Origin of the sequence: Cryptosporangium minutisporangium, assembly GCF_039536245.1 — a bacterium.
GTDB lineage: Bacteria > Actinomycetota > Actinomycetes > Mycobacteriales > Cryptosporangiaceae > Cryptosporangium > Cryptosporangium minutisporangium.
On sequence record NZ_BAAAYN010000001.1, the window covers coordinates 13,447 to 34,002 of the forward strand.

Consider the following 20,556-nt stretch of genomic DNA (forward strand, 5'->3'; position numbering starts at 1 on the left):
TCCGAGAGGAACTCGCCATGCACACCCTCGAATTAGGACTCCCGGCCCGACCGCTCTGCCTCTGCGGACGCCCCGCCGAGCCCCATCGCGACCTCTGCCGAAAGTGCCTCGGCCGCACTCGCTGGATTCGCCGCCGGACCGGCCGCAAGAACCGCCGACCCGCCACCGACGACGCCTGACTACTCGACTCGCAAAGGAGGTTCCTGTTGGTACTGACTCTCTCCGCTGTCCTGTGCTTCGGCGCAGCCGTCGCTTTCCTCTGCCGCTATGCCGGCCTTCGGATCTGGCACGCGATCGTCTGCACGCTGTTCGGCTTCTACCTCGCCTCGTCGGCCGCCGCTCCCTTCGTTCGTGAGGCCGTCTTCGCCGTCCTTGGGTTCCTGTCCTGAACGCCAACCCGCAGCCGGCGAGCGTGGTCGGGCGCGACTGGTGGGTTATAGCCGGCATGACCGTCTCGGCAGCCTCCGCCGCCGTGGCGAGTTTCTCCGGCCTCCGAGGTCTGGCCGAGGCATCCGGTTGGGCGGCCGAACTCGCCTGGCTCCTGCCGGTAACGGTCGACGCCTACGCCACCACCTCGGCGCGCGTGTGGCTCACCGCCTCGACGCAATCGCCGGAGGCCCGTCGGTTCGCCCGCGCCAACGCGCTTGGCGCGATCACCGTCAGCATCGCGGGGAACGCCGTCTATCACGCGGTCGGCGCTGGACTGCTGACGATCACGTGGCCGGTCGTCGTCACGGTCGGCGCGATTCCGGCTGCTGTTCTCGGACTGACGGCTCATCTTCATGCGCTCCGTACCCGTCCCGGACCGCCCGCGGACTCGACGTCAGTACCGCCAGGCTCGCCGAGTTCCACGCTGGTCCACGCCGAGCAAGAGGCGTCCGCCGAGGTGCCGCTGCCGGCCTCGGTCGCGCCCAACTGGCCCACTCGCCGTACTCCGCCCACGAGCAACCACGGAACGCGATCGGACGCGGACCTCTTGGTCGCCGCCCGCGTCGCGGACCAGCGGTACCGCGCCGAACACGATGGCCGGCCGATCACCCGCGACGCACTCCGTGCAGCCCTGCACATCGGTGGCCGTCGAGCCACCGAACTCCGTCGCCGACTCGCCGCCGAACCGGCCGGACCTACTCCCGTACCGGCCGCCGAGACCCCCGTACCCAAGCGAGAGGAGAACTCCAACCCCGATGACGCCTGAGCCGCTCAGCTCCGAGAACGCCCGTCTTCGCGCCGCTGTGACCGACCTCCGGATCCGGTACGCCTTCCTGCTCGCCGCCGTTCGCGCGACGCTCGCCGCCGACCGCGACGGAGAGCCGGACCCGCTGTACTACGTCCGCGACGAACTGAGCGCGAACCCGGTCCTGCCGCCGTACCCGGATGCGCCGGAACCTCCTTGGGGCGGCCGATGACCCGACGCTCCTACCGCCGCACCCAACGCCGGCTCCGCCCCCGGTACGGCACTCGAACTACTCCGGTCGTGCTCGTCGATGATGGGTACGGCAGCACGGACCTCGCCATGCTGGGACGAGTCCTCTACCGGTACCGCTCCGAACTCGCCCCGTTCCTCCTCGGAGGCATCACCGGCTTGGCGGGACTCTTCCTGCACGCCCGGCACCAAGGCTGGTGGCCCGGACTAACCAGCGCCACGATTCTCGGTACGGCCGGAGTCCTGTTCCTCGCCCGCCGATGGCTACCCCGCGGCGTCGAGCGCGCATACGCGGCCATCGTGCTATCCGCCATCGGAGCGTGGCTCACGCTCGCAACCGCCTACGGTCCCGGCGCCGGCCCGCTGGCGAAGGTTCTTGGACTCGGCACGATCGTCGCCGGCATTCCGTGGTGGTGGCACCGACGGCGCCGAGCCCGAGTCCAGGTCGAGAGGACCTTGGAGGCGTGGCCCGAGATCACGGAACAAGTAGGGCTGGCCGGTTCCCGGGTGATGTCCGCACTTGTCGACGCCTGGGGGTGGCGCGCCCGCGTCGCGCTCCGCCGAGGCCAGACCGTCACCGATGCTCTTAACCGTCTGCCAGCCCTGGAATCCGGACTCGGTACCCGACCCGGGGCGCTCCGGATCGAAGCCGACCCGAATCGAGCCGACCACGTTCTCTTGCGAGTGCTCAACCGTGACCCGCACGCCGAACCGCTCCCGTGGCCAGGCTCCACCGCCCAGACCATCACCCAGCCCGCGGACCTCGGTATCTACGAAGACGCCGGCCCGGTCCGCGTCTCCCTGCTCCGCCGACACGGACTGATTGGTGGCGTCGCCGGATCCGGCAAGAGCGGAGTGCTCAACGTCGTACTCGCCGTCCTCACGGGATGCCGTGACGTCGTCCTGTGGGGCATCGACCTCAAGGGCGGCATGGAACTCCAGCCGTGGGCCGGATGCCTGGACCGGCTGGCGACTACGCCACGCGAAGCCGCCGAGCTGCTCGCCGATGCCGTGCGCGTTCTCGACGCCCGCGCGGCCGACCTAACCGCCCGCGGACAACGCGTCTGGGACCCGACGCCCGATCGGCCCGCGCTGGTCATCGTGATTGACGAGTACGCCGAGTTGGACGATGAGGCAGCCGGCTACGCCGACTCGCTCGCCCGCCGAGGACGCGCGCCTGCAGTGACCCTGCTCGCCGCGACACAGCGACCGACCCAGGACGCCATGGGCAACGGCGCTGTCCGCTCGCAGATGGACATTCGCCTATGCCTCCGCGTACGGGAGCGACGCGACGTCGACCTGGTCCTCGGCCAAGGCATGCTCGTCGTCGGCTGGCACGCACACACGCTGGACGCCCCGGGCAAGTTCCTGCTCTCCGCACCGGGGCTCGACGTTCCCCACCGGGCGCGCGCCTACCTGATGACCGACGCCGCGGTGAGCAAGACCGCGGCCCGCCACGCGCCCACACGGCCACGGCTGGACCCCCTCTCGGCCCAGTCCCTCCGCAGCGGCCTCAACGGCTCCCAAGGCCACGCAGACGTCATCGACGCCGAAGTCGTAGACGAACACCCGGCCGACGCAGCCCAAGCACTCTGGAGCGCTCTGCTCGCCGCGCCGAACAGCGGGCTCTCGCTGCCCGACTTGATCGCAGCGACCGGGCTGAGCCGCTCGTGGGTCTACGAGCGGCTCCGCGAACATGCAGACGCCGGCCGCGTCTACCAAGTCACCCGCGGACGCTGGCGCGCACACAACGTCCAGTAACCGCGTGGACGTCCACGGCCTCGCGCGCGCCTGCGCGCGTAGGGACACGCGCGCCCCGTGGACGTCCGCGTGGACGAGTACGCACCGTCACCGAGTGAAGGGAGACCACGACGCCAAAGAACACGCGCCGCCTCGACCCATCGCGTTACCCTGCCGAGGAGTCAACCGAGAACCTGATCCGGGTGACGATGCCCGATCAGCCTCCGGTGCTGTCGCCCCGGGCCGCCGCAGCACTCCTTCGCCTCATCCGATCAGCCACCGCACGGCGCGGCCGATCCGAGGAGTTCGCGTGAGGTTCGCATTCGCCGGCCGCGTCTCGACCGAGGACCAGCAGGACCCGGAGGCATCGCGACTGTGGCAGCGCTCGCGCTCCGAGGCGCTCATCGCGCCGGTCGGTGGCGAAATCGTGGCCGAGTTCTTCGACGTCGGGATGTCCCGATCGCTTCCTTGGTCTCGGCGCCCGCGCGCCGCCGGGCTCCTGGCGGCGCTTCGCGACGCCGGCCGCGGCTTCGAGGCCGTCGTCATCGGCGAGCCGCAGCGTGCGTTCTACGGCAACCAGTTCGGGCTGACGTTCCCGCTCTTCGTCCACTACGGCGTCGAGCTGTGGGTGCCCGAGGTTGGTGGCGCGATCGACCCGGGCTCGGATGCTCACGATCTCGTGATGCAGATTTACGGCGGCATGAGCAAGGGCGAGCGCAGCCGGATCAAGATTCGCGTTCGCTCGACGATGGCCGCGCAGGCCGCGACTGAGGGACGGTTCCTCGGCGGACGACCGCCGTACGGCTACCGGCTCGCAGACGCCGGGCCGCACCCCAACCCCGCGAAGGCTGCCGACGGTAAGCGGCTACACGTGCTCGAACTCGACCCGGTCGCTGCGCCGATCGTCGTACGGATCTTCGCGGAGTACCTCGACGGCCGAGGGTTCTTCGCCATCGCCCAGGGCCTCACGCGCGACGGCATTCCGTGCCCGTCGGCGCACGACCGGAAGCGCAACAGCCACCGAACCGGCGTCGCCTGGAGCAAGTCCGCCGTCCGCGCCATCCTGCTCAACCCGCGATACACGGGCCGCGAGGTTTGGAACAAACAGCGCAAGGACGAGGTCCTGATCGACGTCGAAGATGTCGCGCTCGGCCACGAGACCAAGATGCGCTGGAACGACCGGGACACCTGGATCTGGTCAGCCAAGCCCACGCACCCCGCGATCGTCACGCCCGAAGACTTTGAGGGTGTCCAGGCGCTCACAGCCGCTGGGGCTCGCCGACCCAATGTGCGCAAGACCCGCACCATGCAGCGCCACTACCTGTTCTCCGGCCGAGTCCGCTGCGGGCTGTGCGGCCGACTCATGCAGGGCAACTTCAACAACGGTCGGAACCACTACCGGTGCCGTTACCCGGCCGACTACGCCGCCGCTAACCACGTCGAGCACCCGAAGGCGGTCTACCTCCGGGAAGACGTACTCGCCGGCCCGGTCGACGAGTGGCTCACCCAGGCGTTCGCGCCGGCCAAGCTGACCGAGACGCTCACCGCTATGAGCGAGGCAGAAGACAGCACGGACGACACTGCACTCGCTGCCGCGAAGGAAACCATCCAGTCCTGCGGACAGCGACTCCAGCGCTATCGGGCCGCGCTGGAAGCTGGCACCGACCCGGCGCTCATCCAACAGTGGACCGCCGAAGTGCAGGCCGAACGGGTCCAGGCGGAGGCCAAGATCCGCGAACTGACCGGACGCCAGCGGATGACCACCGAAGAGATAAATGCGCTGGTTAACGCGCTAGGGGGTATTCGGCGAGTCCTGATCGACGCCGACCCGATCGACCGGGCACAGGTCTACCGGAGTCTGAATCTGGATTTGACCTACCACCCGGGCCGGCGAACCGTCACGGCCGAAGCCAGGCCCGAAGGCCATGTGCTTATGGGTTGTGTCCGAGGGGGGACTTGAACCCCCACGCCCTTTCGGGCACTAGCACCTCAAGCTAGCGCGTCTGCCATTCCGCCACCCGGACGCGGGACCGCCTTGCGGCGACCGCTGGGAAAACCTTACCCAATGCTCTGACCAACTCCCAAGTCGGGTCGCACCCACCGCCCAGTCGAACACAGGTCCGACTCCTCGACGATGCTGCACACCCGCGTCGAGCGCACCCACGACCCCCTGCCGCCACCCAAGGCACGACCGCGACGAAGCCCACACTTCCGAGCCGGCGCGACTCCGCGTGCACCACCCGGCCAGGCACAACACTGCGCCGGCCACGTACCGTGCCGGACGGCTGCGCAAGAACTCCTCCCCTCTGGTGCGATCGCTGTTCATAGAGCCCGAGATTAGGCATTAGGGCTTGTTATTTTGGACCACGATCTTCGTCGGGAGCGTCCTGACAATCGGGAGCGGCGCCGTGGACCGGCCCGTTCGTAGGTTCCGTATAGGTACTTCGTCGTCGTACTTCGCGGCTCCCCTGACGACGGTGCTGGTGGCCGCGGCGTGCGCAGGGCTCGCCACAGTGGCGGCACGGCTCGGGTCCAGGTGGCCGGCCACCGCGACTAGCAATGGCGAGGCCGGGCCGGCCGGGCGTCGCGGCGAGTCCGCACGGACGGACGTCGCACACGCCCCGCTGTCGTAGCCACCCGAGGCCACCGGTGACGGAGTGGACTACCGGGTCAGAACTGCGATGCTGCGTCCCTGCTGGACCTATCCGCGCGATCAGGGCATTACTCCCCCGGCCATACCCTCTCCGTCACCGCGTCGCCGGACGTCGGCTTTTCCGGGGGCGGTTCGCGGCCCGACCTGTCGCATCCCTAGCAGCAGCGGTGCTGGAGCCACCGGCCACTGTCAGCCTCGCTGGATCACCCGGCCGCCTCCGATGCAGCCGGGACCGACAGGAAGTTGACGAACCATGGCATTGACCAACGGGGGACATGCGCTGGTTCTCGGTGGCAGCATCGCCGGCCTACTGGCCGCCCGCGTACTCGCCGAGCATTACACCAGCGTCACGATCGTCGAGCGCGATCGCTTACCGAGCTCGGCGGACCACCGCCAGGGCGTGCCGCACGGGCAGCACGTGCACGGCATGCTGCCCGGCGGGCTGGAGATCATCGAGAACCTGCTGCCGGGCTTCGCCGACCAGATGACCTCGGCCGGCGCGTTGACCGGCGACATTCTCGGGAACGCCCGCTGGTACCTCAACGGCCGGCCGCTGCGTAGGGCGGTGACCGGACTGACCGCCCTCTCGGCCAGTCGGCCGCTGATCGAGGCGACGCTCCGGGGGCGGGTCCGGGCGTTGCCCAACGTCACGGTCCGCGATGGACTCGACATCACCGGGCTGTGCACCTCGGCCGGCGGCGACCGGATCACCGGTGCGACGGTGACCGACCGCGCCGACGGGAAGGCGTGGGCCCTGTCTGCGGGCCTGGTCGTCGACGCGACCGGCCGCGGCTCGCGGACGCCGCGCTGGCTGGCGGATCTGGGTTACGCGCCGCCGCCGTCCGATCGTGTCGGCATCGACCTCGCGTACACCTCGTGCGTGTTCACTGCGGCGGACGAGTTCTTCGACGGTGACATCGTGATCGTCACCGCTCGCTTCCCCGGGCAGCGGACGAGCTCGGTCATGCAACGGCTGGAGGGCGGTCGGGTCCTGCTGACGCTCGCCGGCGTGCTGGGTGAGCGGCCTCCGTCGACGCTCGACGGGTTCGCCGCGTACGCGCGGACGCTCGCGACGCCGGACACCGCCGAGATGCTGCGGGTGGCCGAGCCGATCGGGGCTCCGGCGACGTTCCGCTTCCCGACGTACGAGCGGCACCGGTACGAGCTCCTGGACCGCTTCCCGGCTGGTCTGCTCGTCGCGGGTGATGCGGCCTGCGCGTTCAACCCGGTCTACGGGCAGGGCATGGCGGTGGCGGCGATGGAAGCCGCGGCGTTGAGCGAGGAGCTGCACCGCGGCGGCGAGCCGGACCGGGTCCGCTACTTCGCGGCGGTCGGCCGGGCGCTGGAGGCGCCGTGGCGTCTCGCGGTCGGCGCCGACCTGGCGCTGCCCGAGGTGACCGGTCCTTCGCTGCCCGACTCGCCGCTGACCGGTGAGTACCTTGGCCGGCTGCAGCTCGCCGCCACCGAGGACGCGGAGCTGGCGACGGCCTTGATCCGGGTGATGGGTCTGGTGGATCCGCCGCCGATGCTGCTGCGGCCCGACGTCGTCGAGCGGGTCATGGCCGCGCCGGTGGGCACGGGCGGCTGATCAGCGCTGCCCCAAAAGATGCGCGGTCGGCTGAGCTTCACGCCGACGCGCTCCTTGCACGGCTCCAATTGACAGGGTACTGTCAAATCAGATGACAGCAGCCTGTCAATTGGAGCGCCTCATGAAGAACGTCGTGCTGTACGCCACCGACACCATGTCCGACTGGGAGTACGGCTACCTGGTCGCGGGCCTGGCGATGGCCGAGGCGCAGATGCCAGGGCGGTACCGCCTGCGGGTCCTCGGCGCCCCCGGCAAGCAGACTGTCCGCACGCTGGGTGGTCTGGGCCTGCTCGTGGACGGTGCCGTCACCGAGGCCGCGATCGCCGACACCGCGGTCCTCGTCCTGCCCGGCGCCGAGACCTGGGAGTCCGGCCACGAGGAGGTTCTCGACCTGGCCAGGCGCTGCCTGGCGGCGGGCGTTCCGGTGGCCGGGATCTGCGGGGCGACGTTCGGGCTGGCACGCATCGGGCTGCTCGACGACCGCGCGCACACCAGCAACGCGCCGGAGTTCCTGGCAGCGTCCGGCTACGGCGGTGCCTCCCGGTACCGGGAGGAGAAGACGGTGGTCGACCGCCAGCTCATCACCGCACCGGCAACCGCGCCGGTCGACTTCGCCCGCGCGGTCTTCGAGGCGCTGGAACTGTTCCCCGCCCCGATCATCGAGGCCTGGCACGGCCTCTACACCACCGGCGAGCGACGCTACTTCGACCAGCTCATGGGTGCGGGCGCGTGAGCGAAACGAGACGGTCACCGGCCGGCGACGCGCTGACGGACCTGGTGCTGCCGGTGTTCGACCTCAACAGCGAGATGCTGGCCGCAGCGCGCGACATCAGCGAACCGGCCGGGCTGACGCCGGCATGGTGGCAGGTGCTGGGCGCCACGCTCGACGAGCCGCTGAGCGTCTCCGACATCGCCCGGCGCGTCGGGCTGGGGCTGGCCCGGCAGAGCGTCCAGCGCACCGCCGACGTGCTGGTGGAGAAGGACTGGGCGGTCTACCTCCCCAATCCGCGTCACCGCCGGGCCAAGCTCGTCGCCCCGACCGAGGGCGGGCGGGCGACGCTGCTGCGGCTGCGCGCCGCACAGCACGCGTGGGCCGACGCGGTGGGCACGGCGGTCGGCGAAGCGGAGTTGCGGGCGTTCCGCGAGACCGCACAGCGGATCGCCGAGGCGTCGCGCGCCTACCGCGCGAGCGCCACTTCCGGGGCGGACCCCCGAGGATCCGGCTGACGGCGTCCCTCGGGCGGGCCGCTACGCGCTCAGTCGGCGCCGGACGCGAGTTTGGAAGGCCACCAAATCCGCTTGCCGATGTCGTAGCTGAGCGCCGGCACCAGCACGCTTCGCACGATGATCGTGTCGAGGAGGACGCCGAACGCCACCGCGAACCCGATCTCGGCGAGGAACACCAGCGGAAGGATGCCGAGCACCACGAACGTGGCCGCGAGCACGATGCCTGCCGAGGTGATCACGCCACCGGTCACCGACAGCCCGCGCAGAACGCCCTGGCGGGTCCCGAAGCCCAGTGCCTCCTCCCGGACCCGCGTCATCAGGAAGATGTTGTAGTCGATGCCGAGCGCGACCAGGAACACGAACGCGAACAGCGGGAACGACTGATCGGCGCCGGCGAACCCGAAGACGTGCTCGAACACGAACCCGCAGACACCCAGCGTCGCGGCGAACGAGAGCACGACGGTGGCGATCAGCAGCACCGGCGCGAGCAGCGCCCGGAACAGCGCCGCCAGGATCAGGAAGATGACCGCGAGGACGATCGGGATGATCAGGTTCCGGTCGCGGACCGACGCGTTCGAGACGTCGAGGTTGGCCGCGGATGCACCGCCGACCTGGGCATCGGCGCCGGAGACCCCGTGGACCGCACCCCGCAGCCGGTCGATCGTGTCGTACGCGGCTGGCGAGTCGTAGGAGTCGGCGAGCGTGGCGTTGATGACCGTGCGCCCGTCGATCGGAGCGACCTGCAGCGCCGGCGGGAGGCAGCCGTCCGCCCCCGCCTGCGGCGGCCCGGTGCCACTACCGGCCGCCGCGGCCAGCTTCGCGTAGTCGGGCTGCACGCACACCGCGCCGGGCGTTCGCGCCACGCCCTCGGTGCCGCGGGCCGCGGCGATCACCGCGTCCGCCGAGTCCGCGTCGGCGACGATCACGGCGGGAGCCCCGGCGCCCTTGTCGAAGTTCTCGTCGTAGAGCTCCTGGCCGATCACCGCGTCCGGCTTCGTGGTGAACCCTTCGGCGGTGGTCAGCCCGTCGGTCTTCAACGAGGTCAGACCGGCCAGGCAGATGAGCAGCAGAACGGTCGCGCTGATCCACGCCACCCGGTGCCGGCGACCGATCAGAGCCGCCAGCCGGCTCCAGAACCCGTGCGAGGCGACGTCGCTCTGGTGGTCACGCCGCGGGATGCGGGGCCAGAACACCCACGAGCCGTCGAGCGTCCAGAAGATGCCCCGGGCGCCCTCCGGCCGGGCGCGCCGCAGCCGCGGCACGACGTACGCCAGCAACTGGGGAATCGGCCAGAACCAGAGCTTCGGGACGAGGACCAGCGACAGCGGCAGGAACGTCGTCATCACTACCAGGGTGCAGACGATGCCGATCGCGGCGACGGGGCCGAGGCTCTTGTTCGAGTTCAGCTCGGAGAAGCTCAAGCACAGCAGCGCGATCGTCACCGTCGCCGCCGAGGCGGCGATCGCCTGGATCGACGCCTTCCAGGCCGCGATCATCGCGTCCACCGGCGGGTACTCGTGCAGCTCCTCGCGGTACCGGGCGATGAGCAGGAGTGCGTAGTCGGTGCCCGCACCGAGCACCAGCACCGACAGGATGCTCTGGCTCTGCCCGGTCAGCGTGAGCACCTCGTTCTTCGCGAGGTAGTAGATGATCAGCGAGGACAGGCCGAGCGCGAGGCTGGCGGAGATCAGCGGCAGGAACGGCAGGACGATCGAGCGGTACACCAGCAGCAGGATCACGAAGATGACGCCGACCGCGGTCAACAGCAGCGTGGTGTCGAGCCCGGAGAACGCGTCGATGAACGCGACGAGCAGGCCGCCCGGGCCGGCGGAGTGCACCGCCAGCCCCTCGGGTGCGGCCTCACGCGCGGTGCTGAGGACCCGTTTTTCGTTCTCCAGCAGCTCCTCGCCGTTGAGCTCGGCGCCGTCCGCGGACGCGATCAACGGCGCGTACACCGACGCCGTGCGGCCGTCCTCGGAGAACTCCGGCGGGGTCACCGCCTGCTTGTCGACCCCCGGCAGATCGCGGACCGCGGTGGCCACCGAACCGACCGCCGCCTTGTCGGCCGCGGTCAGACCGGCCTCGCGGTGGAAGACGACGAACCCGGGGATGTTCTGCACCGGGTTGAACTTCTCGGCCTCGTTGCCGGCCTCGGTCGACTCGGCCGACGGCGGCAGGTAGGAGGCGTTGTCGTTCTTCTGGACCTCGCTGAGTTTGCTCTGGTACGAGCCGCCGGCGCCGCCGAGCAGGAAGACCGCCACGCCCACGGCGATCACCGCGAAGACGGGCCAGGTCCAGCGGCGCGGCCGAGCGGGAGGCTCGGGCGGACGCGTGTCGAGGTCGATGGTGCCGCGCGTTCCGGTTGACGGTTCGTCCGTCATAGCCTGTCCCCTGGCGATCGAGTGGCGCCGTCCGTGGAGCTTTTGACCTCCACAGTGAACCATCGGGGTGCGACTCTTTTTTCGTGCGCTCCCCGGCGCGAAGGCCTCCGGCTAGCCGGGGTCCGCGCGGATCAGCGCCTCCACCCCGTCGAGCAACCGCTGCAGGCCGAACTCGAACGCCCGCGCCGGATCCACCGCGGCGTTGTACTCCACGCCGGCCGCGGCCCCGACGCGCGCGGCCGTCGGATACCGCGCGGGCTCGTACACCTTCTCCAGGACCGGCCCGGCCTGGCTCCACCACTGCTCGTCGGTGAGCCCGGTGCGCTGGGCGACGAGCGTGGCGGCGACCGCGGTGCGCGCGGCACCGTGCACGTAGTCGCCGAGCATCTGCACCACGAGGTCCATCTCCAGGTCGGTCAGGCCGATGCCGTCGACGGCGCGCAGCTCGTCGTCGTACTTGGCGACGAGGTTGGGGCCGAGCGGAGGACGAGCGGTCGCGACCTGCAGCAACCACGGATGACGAAGGTAGAGCTCCCAGTTCGCCCGGGCGATCCGCTCCAGGCGCACCCGCCAGTCCGCCGTGTCCTCGTCGCTCCGCGGCACCTCCGCGTAGACCGTGTCGAGCATCAGGTCGATCAACTCGGCCTTGCCCGGCACGTAGGTGTAGAGCGACATCGCGCTCACGTCCAGGCGTTCGGCCACCCGGCGCATCGACAGCGCGGCGAGTCCCTCGGTGTCGGCGAGCGCGATCGCCGCGGCGGCCACGTCGTCGACGGTGAACCGCGGCTTCGGCCCGCGACGGGGGCGCAGCGGCGGCACCCGCCACAACAGTTCGATGCTGCGCCGCGGATCCCCCGCGCCACTGAAATCGGTGGTCACGGTCGATCACTTTACATCGTACGGAGTTCGGCTACACTTCGGCTCCCGAACTCCGTATGGCGTAAGGAGATTGAGTCCCATGAACGAGCCAGCGGTCCTCGCCGACGGCCTCACCAAACGGTTCGGCGACGCCCTCGCCCTCGACGGCTTCGACCTGACGGTGCCGGCAGGCACGGTCCACGGCCTGCTCGGCCCCAACGGGGCAGGCAAGACCACCGTGGTGCGGATCCTCACCACGCTGCTCCAGGCGGACGCCGGGCACGCGCGGGTGGCCGGACACGATGTCCGGCGCTCCCCCGACCGGGTCCGGGCCCGGATCGGCCTGGTCGGCCAGAACGCCGCCGTCGACGAGCAGCTCAGCGGACGACAGAACCTGGAGATCTTCGGCCGCCTGTACCACCTCGGTGCGTCTACGGCACGGCGTCGGGCCGACGAGCTGCTGGCCCGGTTCGACCTGGTCGAGGCGGGACGGAAGCCGGTCGCCGCCTACTCCGGCGGCATGCGGCGCCGGCTCGACCTCGCGGCGAGCCTCCTCGTCGACCCGGCGGTGCTCTTCCTCGACGAGCCCACCACCGGCCTCGATCCGCGCGTCCGCACCGAGGTGTGGCGCATGATCCGGTCGCTCGTGGCCGACGGCACCACGATCGTGCTCACCACCCAGTACCTCGAGGAGGCCGACCAGCTCGCCTCCGCCCTCACCGTGATCGACCACGGCCGGGCCATCGCGACCGGCACTGCCGACGAGCTCAAGGGCCGGCTCGGTGCCGACCACGTCGAGGTGGTCCTCCACACGCCGGACCAGCTCGACAGGGCGGCAGCGCTGCTGGCCCGGATCGGCGACGGCGAGCCGCAGCAGGATCCCGACCGCCTCCGGGTGAGCGTCCCGGTCCGCGACCGCGTCACCGCGCTGGCCGACACGGTCCGCGCGCTGGGCGAGCACGGCCTCGACGCCGCTGACCTCACCGTGCGCCGGCCGACGCTCGACGAGGTCTTCCTGTCCCTGACGGCGCCGGACGACGCACCTCCCGCGTCGACCGGCCCCCTCACCGCAGCGGCCTCCGAAGGGCGGACCCGATGACCACCGCGTACTGGATCGCCGCCGACAGCTGGACCCTCACCCGCCGCGCGCTGCTGCAGTGGGCGCGCCAGCCGGCCGCGCTGCTGCTCGGCCTGCTCTTCCCGGTCATGGTGCTGTTGATGTTCGGCTACCTCTTCGGCGGCGCGATGGCGGTGCCCGGCGGCGGGGACTACCGCGAGTTCCTGCTGCCCGGGATGTACACGCTGACGATGGTGTTCGGGCTGGAGACCACGTTCACCGCGGTGAGCACCGACGCGGCCCGCGGCGTCACCGACCGCTTCCGTACGATGCCGATCTCCGCCGCCGCGGTGGTGACCGGCCGCAGCGCCGCCGACATGCTCAACGCCGCGACCGGCCTGACCATGATGGTGCTCTGCGGGCTGGCGATCGGCTGGCGCTGGCACCACGGTGCGGGCGACGCCCTGCTCGCGATCGGGCTGCTGCTGTTGCTGCGGTACGCGCTGCTGTGGTTCGGCATCTGGCTGGCCCTGGTGTCCGGGCGTCCGGAGACCTTGATCGCACTGCAGGTCCTGGTGTGGCCGCTGGGCTTCCTCTCCAACATCTTCACCGCGCCGGAGACGATGCCCGGCTGGCTGGGCGCGGTCGCGGAGGCCAACCCGCTCTCGGCCACGGCCACCGCGACCCGCCGGCTGTTCGGCAACCCCGGCTGGGAGGGCCAGTCGTGGCTGTCCGACCACGCCCTGCTGCTGGCGGTCGCCTGGCCGGTGCTGGTCCTCGCGGTGTTCGCGCCGCTGGCCGCCCGCCGGTACCGACGGCTCACCTGACCGGCCCCGCGGGTGACGGCGAGCCGGACTGTCACACCCGATGCCTACGCTAACGGCATGAGCGATCGCCCCTTGACTCTCATGGCCGTGCACGCCCATCCCGACGACGAGGCCACCGGCACCGGTGGTGTCCTCGCCCGCTACGCGGCCGAGGGCTTCACCACCATCGTCGTCACCTGCACCGACGGACGCTGCGGCGACGGGCCGGACGGCGTCAAACCGGGCGAGCCCGGCCACGATCCGGACGCGGTCGTGGCCACCCGGCGGGCGGAACTGGAGGCGAGCTGCGCCGCGCTGAAGGTCACTCACCTGGAGGCGCTGGGCTACCCCGACTCCGGGATGATGGGCTGGCCGACCAACGAGGCACCCGGCTCGTTCTGGACGACGCCGGTGCCCGAGGCCGCCGGGCGGCTCGCGGAGCTGATCCGCCGCTACCAGCCGGACGTCGTGGTCACCTACGACGAGAACGGCGGCTACGGCCACCCCGACCACATCCAGGTCCACCGCGTCACGATGGCCGCGGTCGAGCTGGTCGGCTCGGCGGGCACGGCGGTGCCGAAGGTCTACTGGAGCACGGTGCCGCGCTCGTGGATGGAGAACATCGGCGAGCACATGCGTGAGCTCGGTATCGAGTGGGACGAGCCAGAGCCGGTCGACGCACCCCCGATGGGCATGCCGGACGAGCAGATCACCGCCTGGGTCGACGTCACCGCGTTCACCGACCAGAAGTACGACGCGCTGGCCGCGCACGGCAGCCAGAGCGACGGCGCGTTCTTCCTCAACCTGGGGCGGGAGCGGTTCGGCCAGCTGATGGGCACCGAGACGTTCGTCCGCGTCCGCGACACCACCGGCGCCCCTACCCAGGAGGACGACCTGTTCACCGGCCTGCGCTGAGGAAAGACACCGAAGATTTCGCGGGCCACGTATCACCCGGTACGTGGCCCGCTCTGTGTCTGCGGAGGAAACACGTCGTCCCGCGGTACGGCGTCCACGCAGGGCAAGGGGAGCAGTGATGGACTACGCCACGACCTTAGAGGTGGTCCGGTTGGCCGAGCAGTTCCACGGCGTCTTCGACGACGCCCGGCGCGCCGGTCGGTTCGACGGGATCGCCGAGCAGCGCCGCAAGGCCTGCGAGGCACTGCCGTACGACGCCGAGGCCATGTTCCGCCGGCTCACGACGCTGCCGTGCCTGATGGGCCGCCCGGACCTCGCCGAACACTTCCTGGACGGCAACTTATCCGAGTGACGGCGGCGTTACCCGCTCGACGGCAGCCGCCGCCGCATCCGCACGCGGGTGAGGACCTGACCGTCCAGGTGCACGGTCTCGACCTCCTCGCGGGCGTAGCCGTACCGCTCGAACACCGGCGCCGCGCGCCAGGAGGCGTGGGTCACCAGCCGGTCCAGCCCGTGTTCCGCCGCGGCCGCGTCCACCGCCGCGAGCAGGGTCCGCGCCACACCCCGCCCGCCGAACGCCGGGTCGACGAACAACTGGTCCACCTCGCCGCGCTCCAGCTTGCTCCAGGGCTCGAGCGCGAGGCTCGCGAAGCCCGCGGGAGCGTCGTCGACAACCGCGAGGAGCGTATGGGTGTGCTCGATCAGGAGCTGGTGCTGCTCGATCGAGCGGGCGCCGACCCAGGCGTCCAGCTGGGCGGCGTCGTAGTGCTCGGCCGCGGATCCACGGATCGCACGCAGGCTCAGCGCGTAGAGCTCGGCGGCGTCCTCCGGGGTCGCCCGCCGGAGCTCACCGGGGCGGGGGGACGGCCCGGTCGGCGAGAGGTCTGCTGGCTGCGTCACCCGGTGACCGTACCCCTGGCTCGACAACCACCGGCTCGGCGTCCTCTGATGTCCCTGTTTCGCCGATCTCCAGCCGGGAATCCGACTCCGACCGGAGGAGGTCACGATGACACGGTGCCCGGAGGACCTGCGCCTGGAGGTCGACGATCACTAGGCCGCCGACGCCGAGCGCGACGCCCACCAGCGGCCGCGCCACCCCTGAGACCAGGCTCACCATCGCCGTGACCGGCCCGACCGGCACTCTCGGCGCCGGACTGCTGCCGCTGCTGGAGTCCGACGACCGCGTCGCCCGCGTCGTCGGCCTCGCCCGCCACCCGGTCTCCCCCGATCCGGACAGCAAGCTCACCTACCACCAGGGCGACGTCCGCGACCCGGACGATCTGCACACCGCCTTCGACGGCGCGGACGCCGTCGTCCACCTGGCGTTCGTAGTCGTTCGCGCGGCGTCGCCGGAGACCACGCGGCAGATCAACATCGACGGGACGCTGCAGGCGTTCCGGGCGGCCGCGGCAGCGGGCGCGCGGCGGTTCGTCTTCGCGTCCTCGCTGGCGGCCTACGGTTTCCACCCGGACAACCCGGTCTGGCTGACCGAGGACTGGCCGACCCGCCCGGCCGCGCGCCTCTGGTACGCCCAGGAGAAGGCCGAGCTGGAGACCCGGCTGGCCGACGAGGCCGCCCGCCATCCGGAGACCGACGTCTACGTGGTGCGTCCGTGCGCGGTCGCCGGTCCGCGGTTCGTCGGGGCGAAGGGCCCGGCCTGGGCGCAGCGGCTGCTGTCGCGGCTGCGCGACCCGTCGGGTCGCGTACGGCGGCTGCCTCCGCTCCCGGTGCCGGCCCCGGCGATCGACGTGCAGTTCGTGCACGCCGACGACGTCGGGCAGGCGCTCCACCGGTGTGCGCTGGGTACCGGGCCGGCAGGCGCATACAACCTGGCCGGCGACGGTGTGGTGAACCTCGCCGAGGTCGCCAGGGCGGTGGGCCTGCGGCCGATTCCGATCCCCGCGCGGGTGGTCAGGCCCGCGGTGCGCGCAGCGATGCGCCTGCCGCTGCCCGGGGCGCTGACCTGGCTGGAGTTCGCGGTCCGACCGGGTTTCCTGGACACCTCGAAGGCCCGCGAGCAACTGGGTTGGGCGCCGCGCTACACCGGCCTCGACGCGATCCGGGACACCGTCGGTCAGTAGTAGTCGCTGCGCTCGCCGCCGTACCAGCCGTAGCCGCACAGCCGACGGTCGTAGCCGCCGAGCGCCACCGGGTCGCCGTCCTCGCAGGTCCCGTCGGCGCCGGCGAACCCCACGACCTTGAACATGAACGTCTGCGTCCCGCAGTCGACCCGCTCGATCGGCACCCACGCGTCCTTCAACGACTTCAGGCACTCCCCCGGGCCGGCGATGTTGCCGCCGTCTCCCTGTCCGAGGCAGGCCACCATCCCGGTCTTCACCGGGTGCAGCACGCGGCTGAGCGTGCCGGCCGGGCACGGCGGATCGCTGGCCGGGGTGCCGCGGACGACCCCGGTGACGGTGGCGAACCAGCCCTTCGTCGCGCACGGGGTCTCGACGATCCGGTCGTTGGGGGCGGTCGTCGAGTTGGCCCGGATCACGCTGACGCAGTCGCCGGTGACCAGTTGACCCTGGCCGCCGCCGGGATCGCCGGGGTGCGGGGCGGCCAGCCTCCGGACGCAGGCGATCTGCTCGGAGCGGTCGGCGGGTGCGACCCAGTGGACGTCGTCGGTGTCGTCGGGGCAGCGTCCGACGGCTTGTGTCTCCTGGGCTGCGGTCACGTCGACGACCGCGGTGATCTTCGCTTGCGCATCGGATGCGTCGCAGCCGATCAGTTCGAACGTCTTCCGTTTGTCGTCGGCGAGCCGGTCGGTGGCGGACGGGCTGCCGGTGGGCGCCGCGGTCGGACCGTCGACCTGGTGCAGGCACCGGCCGACGGCCCAGGTGTTCTCGGCGGCCGCGCGGGCCTCCGGCCCGCCGCCGAGGTACCAGACCCCGGGGCCGGCGCTTCCCGTGNCCGCCGAGGTACCAGACCGCGGTGCCGGCGCTTCCCGTGATCAGCAGGGCGGTGACCCCGAGCGCGATGATCGGTACGGCCCGGCCGGGTACGGCCGCGAACGTCGCTGATCCGGACGCCACGGAGCGGGGCGCCGACGTGACAGGCGCGCGCCGCGGCCGGATCGCGGCACGGGCCATGGCGAGCACCACGACCAGCGCGACCAGCGCGCCGACGCCGATCAGCGCGTAACCCCCGAGCCGCCGGGTGCGGTACTTCGCCGCGAGCTTCTCCGGAGTGACCGTCTCGTTGTACTCGGTCCGCGACTTCGCCTCGTCACCGCCGCCCAGGCAGACGTCCCCCTCGCCCAGCTCCTGGTCGCCGCATTTCGGAACGTAGTTCGCCATCAGCAGGGTGGATTCCCGCTCCAGCTCGGCCGTGGTCCGCGTGTTCTCTCCGACGACCCACACGCCCGGCGCAGCCAGTAACCCGGCTACGAGCAGGCCGATGATCCACCCCACGACTCTGCGGTTCACAGGGACGATTTCTAGCAGTCCGCCCTCCGTCGGCCGCGCCACCACCGGGTGGAAAGCTGGGCCACTGTGACCGACGCTCCTGTTCCCGCTCCCCGGCCGGCCGCCGGTGACCCGCAGACGCCCGGCGCGCACGACCGCAGCGTCACCACCGCCCAGCCGCCGCAGTGCCCCACCCGCACCCGGCTCTACCAGCAGGGACGCATGACCGCCGAGGGCTTCCCGGCCGAGGAGATCAGCGACCGCCTGGCGTCCGCGCCGGACGCCGTCGTCTGGCTGGACCTGCACGAGCCGAACGAGGCCGACCTCGGCATCGTCGTCCAGGAGTTCGGCCTGCACCCGCTCGCGGTCGAGGACGCCATCCAGGACGAGCAGCGCCCCAAGCTCGACCGCTACCCCACCCACCTGTTCGCCAACATGTACGCGGTGGCCTTCGACGCGGAGTCCGCGGACCTCAGCGCCACCGAGATCAGCGCGTTCGTCACCCCGCGGGCGCTGATCACGGTGCGCAAGTCCGCGTTCGACGTCGACGCACTGCAGGACCGGTGGGACGCCAGCCCGGAGCTGGCCTCCGGCGGCGTCGGGTTCCTCGTGCACGGCTTGTTGGACGCCGTCGTCGACGGGCAGTACGACGTGTCCGAGCAGCTGGACGACACGCTCGACGACCTCGAGGACCAGGTGTTCGTCCCCCGCCGCGACGCCGGCACCGACATCCGCCGCCGCGCGTTCGAGCTGCGTCGCGTCGTCCTGCAGCTGCGCCGGCTGGTCGCGCCGATGCGGGAGGTCGTCGAACGGGTCCTGCGCAACACCGGCGAGCACCATCTCGCACACGACTTCCTCACGCCGTACTACGAGGACGTCCACGACCACGTGCTCCGGGCCGCCGAGACCGTGGAGAACGCCCGCGACCGGATTGCCAGCATCCTGGAGAGCGAGCAGAACATCCAGGGCCAGCAGCTCAACGAGGTGACCAAGAAGCTCGCCGCGTGGGCGGCGATCATCGCGGTGCCGACCGCGGTCACCGGCTACTACGGCCAGAACGTTCCGTACCCGGGGTTCGACCAGCACTGGGGGTGGATCACGAGCACGGCGGTGATCGTGATCCTTTCCGCGGGGTTGTGGTTGCTGCTGCGCCGGCGCAACTGGCTCTGAGCTTCGCTCCTGCAGCCCTCGCTCCCAAAGTCCGACAGAGTTCGCGAATTACACGAAGTTCACGTGTTTTGACGCCATTTGCGCGGATACACGGGGACCGCGCGTTCCGCCGACGAGCATCTCGGGGTACAGCTAGGCCACCCCTGGGAGACCAGGCCGAGATGCCGCCGCGTGGTCACGAGGCCGCTCCCCGCAGCAGGGCACTGTCTGCGTCGTGGTAGCCACGGCCCCGGTTCGCGCAGTCCAACGTGTACACACGCACTCTGTTTTGGAACGGAGCCTCGTTGTGAAAGCGAAACTCTTCCGCAGTGCGATCCTCGCCGGCGCGGTTGTTGCCGGTCTCGCGGCCGGTGCGCCGGCCGCCTACGCCGAGACGTCCGGAACGGAAACACCGAGCCCGAGTGGAGCATCGGTGATGCCGGGCACCGTGTCCGGTTCCTTCCCGGGCTTCGGGCAGCACGGAACGTCGACCCCGCCGTCCGGCTCGTGGTGGGTCGGCTTCTACATCGTCTTCGGCGCGAACGGGCCACAGATCATCCCGGCAACCAACCCGAGCCAGGGACAGCCGGATCAGGGGACGACCAGCCCCTCACCGACGCCGACACCGACTACCGGAACTCCGACTACGGGAACCGACACCGGAACCACGCCGACGACCGGAACCGACACCAGCGGGACCGACACCGGCACGGACACCACCCCGGCCACCGGCACTGACACCACCGGGACCGACACCGCCGGAACCGGAACCGACACCGGGACCGGCACCACCCCGACCACCGGAACCGACACCGGGACCGGCACCACCCCGACCACCGGAACCGACACCGGGACCGGCACCACCCCGACCACCGGAACCGACACCGGGACCGGCACCACCCCGACCACCGGAACCGACACCGGGACCGGCACCACCCCGACCACCGGAACCGACACCGGGACCGGCACCACCCCGACCACCGGAACCGACACCGGGACCGGCACCACCCCGACCACCGGAACCGACACCGGGACCGGCACAGACGCGGGCACCGGCACAGACGCGGGCACCGGCACCACCCCGACTACCGGCACTGACGCGGGCACCGGCACAGACGCGGGCACCGGCACAGACGCGGGCACCGGCACCACCGGGACCGACGCCGGCACGGGCACCACCCCGGCCACCGGGACCGACGCCGCTGGCACCGACGCCGGCACCACCCCCGCGGCGGGAGCCGACGCCACCGGCGCCACCCCGGCAGGCACCTGACCTCGACGCCCGGGACCGATCACCCCGGCTGACGCCGGGCAGTCGAGTCCACACGGGTTGGCAGCTGAGACACGATCGA

The 20,556-nt window shown here is 71.2% G+C and carries 20 protein-coding genes and 1 tRNA gene; 16 read left to right on the plus strand and 5 right to left on the minus strand.

Going from position 1 to position 20,556, the window contains the following annotated elements; translation table 11 throughout:
- Window positions 1–206 precede the first annotated feature (206 nt).
- From ABEB28_RS00070 to ABEB28_RS00090, 5 genes are all read left to right on the plus strand, one after another.
- Entirely contained in the window at window positions 207–389 is a 183-nt protein-coding gene (locus tag ABEB28_RS00070) for a hypothetical protein (RefSeq protein ID WP_345725809.1), read from the plus strand.
- Window positions 390–445: 56 nt separating this feature from the next.
- Window positions 446–1,195, plus strand: a complete 750-nt coding sequence (locus tag ABEB28_RS00075; protein ID WP_345725810.1) for a DUF2637 domain-containing protein — start codon at window positions 446–448, stop codon at window positions 1,193–1,195.
- Complete coding sequence (locus ABEB28_RS00080) at window positions 1,185–1,406, plus strand: hypothetical protein (RefSeq protein ID WP_345725811.1); 222 nt, start codon at window positions 1,185–1,187, stop codon at window positions 1,404–1,406. The genes ABEB28_RS00075 and ABEB28_RS00080 overlap by 11 nt, the downstream gene beginning before the upstream one ends.
- A complete protein-coding gene (locus ABEB28_RS00085) occupies window positions 1,403–3,184 on the plus strand; it encodes a cell division protein FtsK (protein WP_345725812.1) in 1,782 nt (593 codons plus the stop codon). Before ABEB28_RS00080 ends, ABEB28_RS00085 begins: the two co-directional genes overlap by 4 nt.
- Window positions 3,185–3,473: 289 nt before the next feature.
- Window positions 3,474–5,123, plus strand: coding sequence for a recombinase family protein (locus ABEB28_RS00090; protein WP_345726038.1), 1,650 nt, complete (start codon window positions 3,474–3,476; stop codon window positions 5,121–5,123).
- On the opposite strand, the gene ABEB28_RS00095 is transcribed toward ABEB28_RS00090, so the two are convergent.
- Window positions 5,105–5,187 (minus strand) — tRNA-Leu (locus ABEB28_RS00095). The two genes, ABEB28_RS00090 and ABEB28_RS00095, sit on opposite strands and share 19 nt — an antisense overlap.
- An 882-nt stretch (window positions 5,188–6,069) precedes the next feature.
- Between ABEB28_RS00095 and ABEB28_RS00100 the strand changes: the two genes are divergently transcribed.
- The 3 genes from ABEB28_RS00100 to ABEB28_RS00110 all read left to right on the plus strand — a co-directional run bounded on the left by ABEB28_RS00100 (window position 6,070) and on the right by ABEB28_RS00110 (window position 8,631).
- On the plus strand, window positions 6,070–7,404 hold the full coding sequence (locus ABEB28_RS00100; protein WP_345725813.1) for an FAD-dependent oxidoreductase: 1,335 nt from the start codon (window positions 6,070–6,072) through the stop codon (window positions 7,402–7,404).
- Window positions 7,405–7,525: 121 nt separating this feature from the next.
- Complete coding sequence (locus tag ABEB28_RS00105) at window positions 7,526–8,137, plus strand: DJ-1/PfpI family protein (RefSeq protein WP_345725814.1); 612 nt, start codon at window positions 7,526–7,528, stop codon at window positions 8,135–8,137.
- A complete protein-coding gene (locus tag ABEB28_RS00110) occupies window positions 8,134–8,631 on the plus strand; it encodes a MarR family winged helix-turn-helix transcriptional regulator (RefSeq protein WP_345725815.1) in 498 nt (165 codons plus the stop codon). Before ABEB28_RS00105 ends, ABEB28_RS00110 begins: the two co-directional genes overlap by 4 nt.
- A 29-nt stretch (window positions 8,632–8,660) precedes the next feature.
- Here ABEB28_RS00110 and ABEB28_RS00115 read toward each other — a convergent pair whose 3' ends face one another.
- Both ABEB28_RS00115 and ABEB28_RS00120 read right to left on the minus strand, forming a co-directional pair.
- A complete protein-coding gene (locus ABEB28_RS00115; RefSeq protein WP_345725816.1) occupies window positions 8,661–11,012 on the minus strand; it encodes an MMPL family transporter in 2,352 nt (783 codons plus the stop codon).
- A 111-nt stretch (window positions 11,013–11,123) separates the two neighbouring features.
- Window positions 11,124–11,891 carry a TetR/AcrR family transcriptional regulator gene (locus ABEB28_RS00120; protein WP_345725818.1) on the minus strand — a complete coding sequence of 256 codons (768 nt, stop codon included), beginning with the start codon at window positions 11,889–11,891 and terminating at the stop codon, window positions 11,124–11,126.
- Window positions 11,892–11,970: 79 nt separating this feature from the next.
- On the opposite strand from ABEB28_RS00120, the gene ABEB28_RS00125 reads away from it, so the two are divergent.
- The 4 genes from ABEB28_RS00125 (at window position 11,971) to ABEB28_RS00140 (ending at window position 15,000) form a co-directional block, all read left to right on the plus strand.
- Complete coding sequence (locus tag ABEB28_RS00125) at window positions 11,971–12,969, plus strand: ATP-binding cassette domain-containing protein (RefSeq protein ID WP_345725819.1); 999 nt, start codon at window positions 11,971–11,973, stop codon at window positions 12,967–12,969.
- The gene (locus tag ABEB28_RS00130; protein ID WP_345725820.1) at window positions 12,966–13,754 is read left to right on the plus strand and encodes an ABC transporter permease; all 789 of its coding nucleotides are present in this window, start codon (window positions 12,966–12,968) and stop codon (window positions 13,752–13,754) included. The genes ABEB28_RS00125 and ABEB28_RS00130 overlap by 4 nt, the downstream gene beginning before the upstream one ends.
- Window positions 13,755–13,811: 57 nt before the next feature.
- Window positions 13,812–14,648 carry a PIG-L family deacetylase gene (locus ABEB28_RS00135; protein WP_345725821.1) on the plus strand — a complete coding sequence of 279 codons (837 nt, stop codon included), beginning with the start codon at window positions 13,812–13,814 and terminating at the stop codon, window positions 14,646–14,648.
- Window positions 14,649–14,766: 118 nt separating this feature from the next.
- A complete protein-coding gene (locus tag ABEB28_RS00140; RefSeq protein WP_345725822.1) occupies window positions 14,767–15,000 on the plus strand; it encodes a PX domain-containing protein in 234 nt (77 codons plus the stop codon).
- 8 nt (window positions 15,001–15,008) lie between these two features.
- Here ABEB28_RS00140 and ABEB28_RS00145 read toward each other — a convergent pair whose 3' ends face one another.
- A complete protein-coding gene (locus tag ABEB28_RS00145; protein ID WP_345725823.1) occupies window positions 15,009–15,548 on the minus strand; it encodes a GNAT family N-acetyltransferase in 540 nt (179 codons plus the stop codon).
- Window positions 15,549–15,769: 221 nt separating this feature from the next.
- Between ABEB28_RS00145 and ABEB28_RS00150 the strand changes: the two genes are divergently transcribed.
- Window positions 15,770–16,729 (plus strand): NAD-dependent epimerase/dehydratase family protein, encoded by a 960-nt coding sequence (locus ABEB28_RS00150; protein ID WP_345725824.1) that lies wholly within the window; start codon window positions 15,770–15,772, stop codon window positions 16,727–16,729.
- Here ABEB28_RS00150 and ABEB28_RS00155 read toward each other — a convergent pair.
- Window positions 16,723–17,325 (minus strand): hypothetical protein, encoded by a 603-nt coding sequence (locus ABEB28_RS00155; protein WP_345725825.1) that lies wholly within the window; start codon window positions 17,323–17,325, stop codon window positions 16,723–16,725. The genes ABEB28_RS00150 and ABEB28_RS00155 overlap by 7 nt on opposite strands.
- 257 nt (window positions 17,326–17,582) lie before the next feature.
- On the opposite strand from ABEB28_RS00155, the gene ABEB28_RS00160 reads away from it, so the two are divergent.
- The 3 genes from ABEB28_RS00160 to ABEB28_RS00170 all read left to right on the plus strand — a co-directional run bounded on the left by ABEB28_RS00160 (window position 17,583) and on the right by ABEB28_RS00170 (window position 20,477).
- Window positions 17,583–17,792 (plus strand): hypothetical protein, encoded by a 210-nt coding sequence (locus tag ABEB28_RS00160; protein ID WP_345725826.1) that lies wholly within the window; start codon window positions 17,583–17,585, stop codon window positions 17,790–17,792.
- A gap of 350 nt (window positions 17,793–18,142) precedes the next feature.
- On the plus strand, window positions 18,143–19,225 hold the full coding sequence (locus ABEB28_RS00165; RefSeq protein WP_345725827.1) for a magnesium transporter CorA family protein: 1,083 nt from the start codon (window positions 18,143–18,145) through the stop codon (window positions 19,223–19,225).
- A 286-nt stretch (window positions 19,226–19,511) separates the two neighbouring features.
- Window positions 19,512–20,477, plus strand: a complete 966-nt coding sequence (locus ABEB28_RS00170) for a hypothetical protein (RefSeq protein WP_345725828.1) — start codon at window positions 19,512–19,514, stop codon at window positions 20,475–20,477.
- The last annotated feature ends 79 nt before the right edge of the window (window positions 20,478–20,556 follow it).

What these genes read in the sequence shown, in the direction of transcription:
- ABEB28_RS00125 (WP_345725819.1), top strand. Translation starts at nt 11,971, where the DNA reads ATGAACGAGCCAGCGGTCCTCGCCGACGGCCTCACCAAACGGTTCGGC.
- ABEB28_RS00135 (WP_345725821.1), top strand. Translation starts at nt 13,812, where the DNA reads ATGAGCGATCGCCCCTTGACTCTCATGGCCGTGCACGCCCATCCCGAC.
- ABEB28_RS00105 (WP_345725814.1), top strand. Translation starts at nt 7,526, where the DNA reads ATGAAGAACGTCGTGCTGTACGCCACCGACACCATGTCCGACTGGGAG.
- ABEB28_RS00130 (WP_345725820.1), top strand. Translation starts at nt 12,966, where the DNA reads ATGACCACCGCGTACTGGATCGCCGCCGACAGCTGGACCCTCACCCGC.
- ABEB28_RS00140 (WP_345725822.1), top strand. Translation starts at nt 14,767, where the DNA reads ATGGACTACGCCACGACCTTAGAGGTGGTCCGGTTGGCCGAGCAGTTC.
- ABEB28_RS00085 (WP_345725812.1), top strand. Translation starts at nt 1,403, where the DNA reads ATGACCCGACGCTCCTACCGCCGCACCCAACGCCGGCTCCGCCCCCGG.
- ABEB28_RS00080 (WP_345725811.1), top strand. Translation starts at nt 1,185, where the DNA reads ATGACGCCTGAGCCGCTCAGCTCCGAGAACGCCCGTCTTCGCGCCGCT.
- ABEB28_RS00115 (WP_345725816.1), bottom strand. Translation starts at nt 11,012, where the DNA reads ATGACGGACGAACCGTCAACCGGAACGCGCGGCACCATCGACCTCGAC.
- ABEB28_RS00075 (WP_345725810.1), top strand. Translation starts at nt 446, where the DNA reads ATGACCGTCTCGGCAGCCTCCGCCGCCGTGGCGAGTTTCTCCGGCCTC.
- ABEB28_RS00100 (WP_345725813.1), top strand. Translation starts at nt 6,070, where the DNA reads ATGGCATTGACCAACGGGGGACATGCGCTGGTTCTCGGTGGCAGCATC.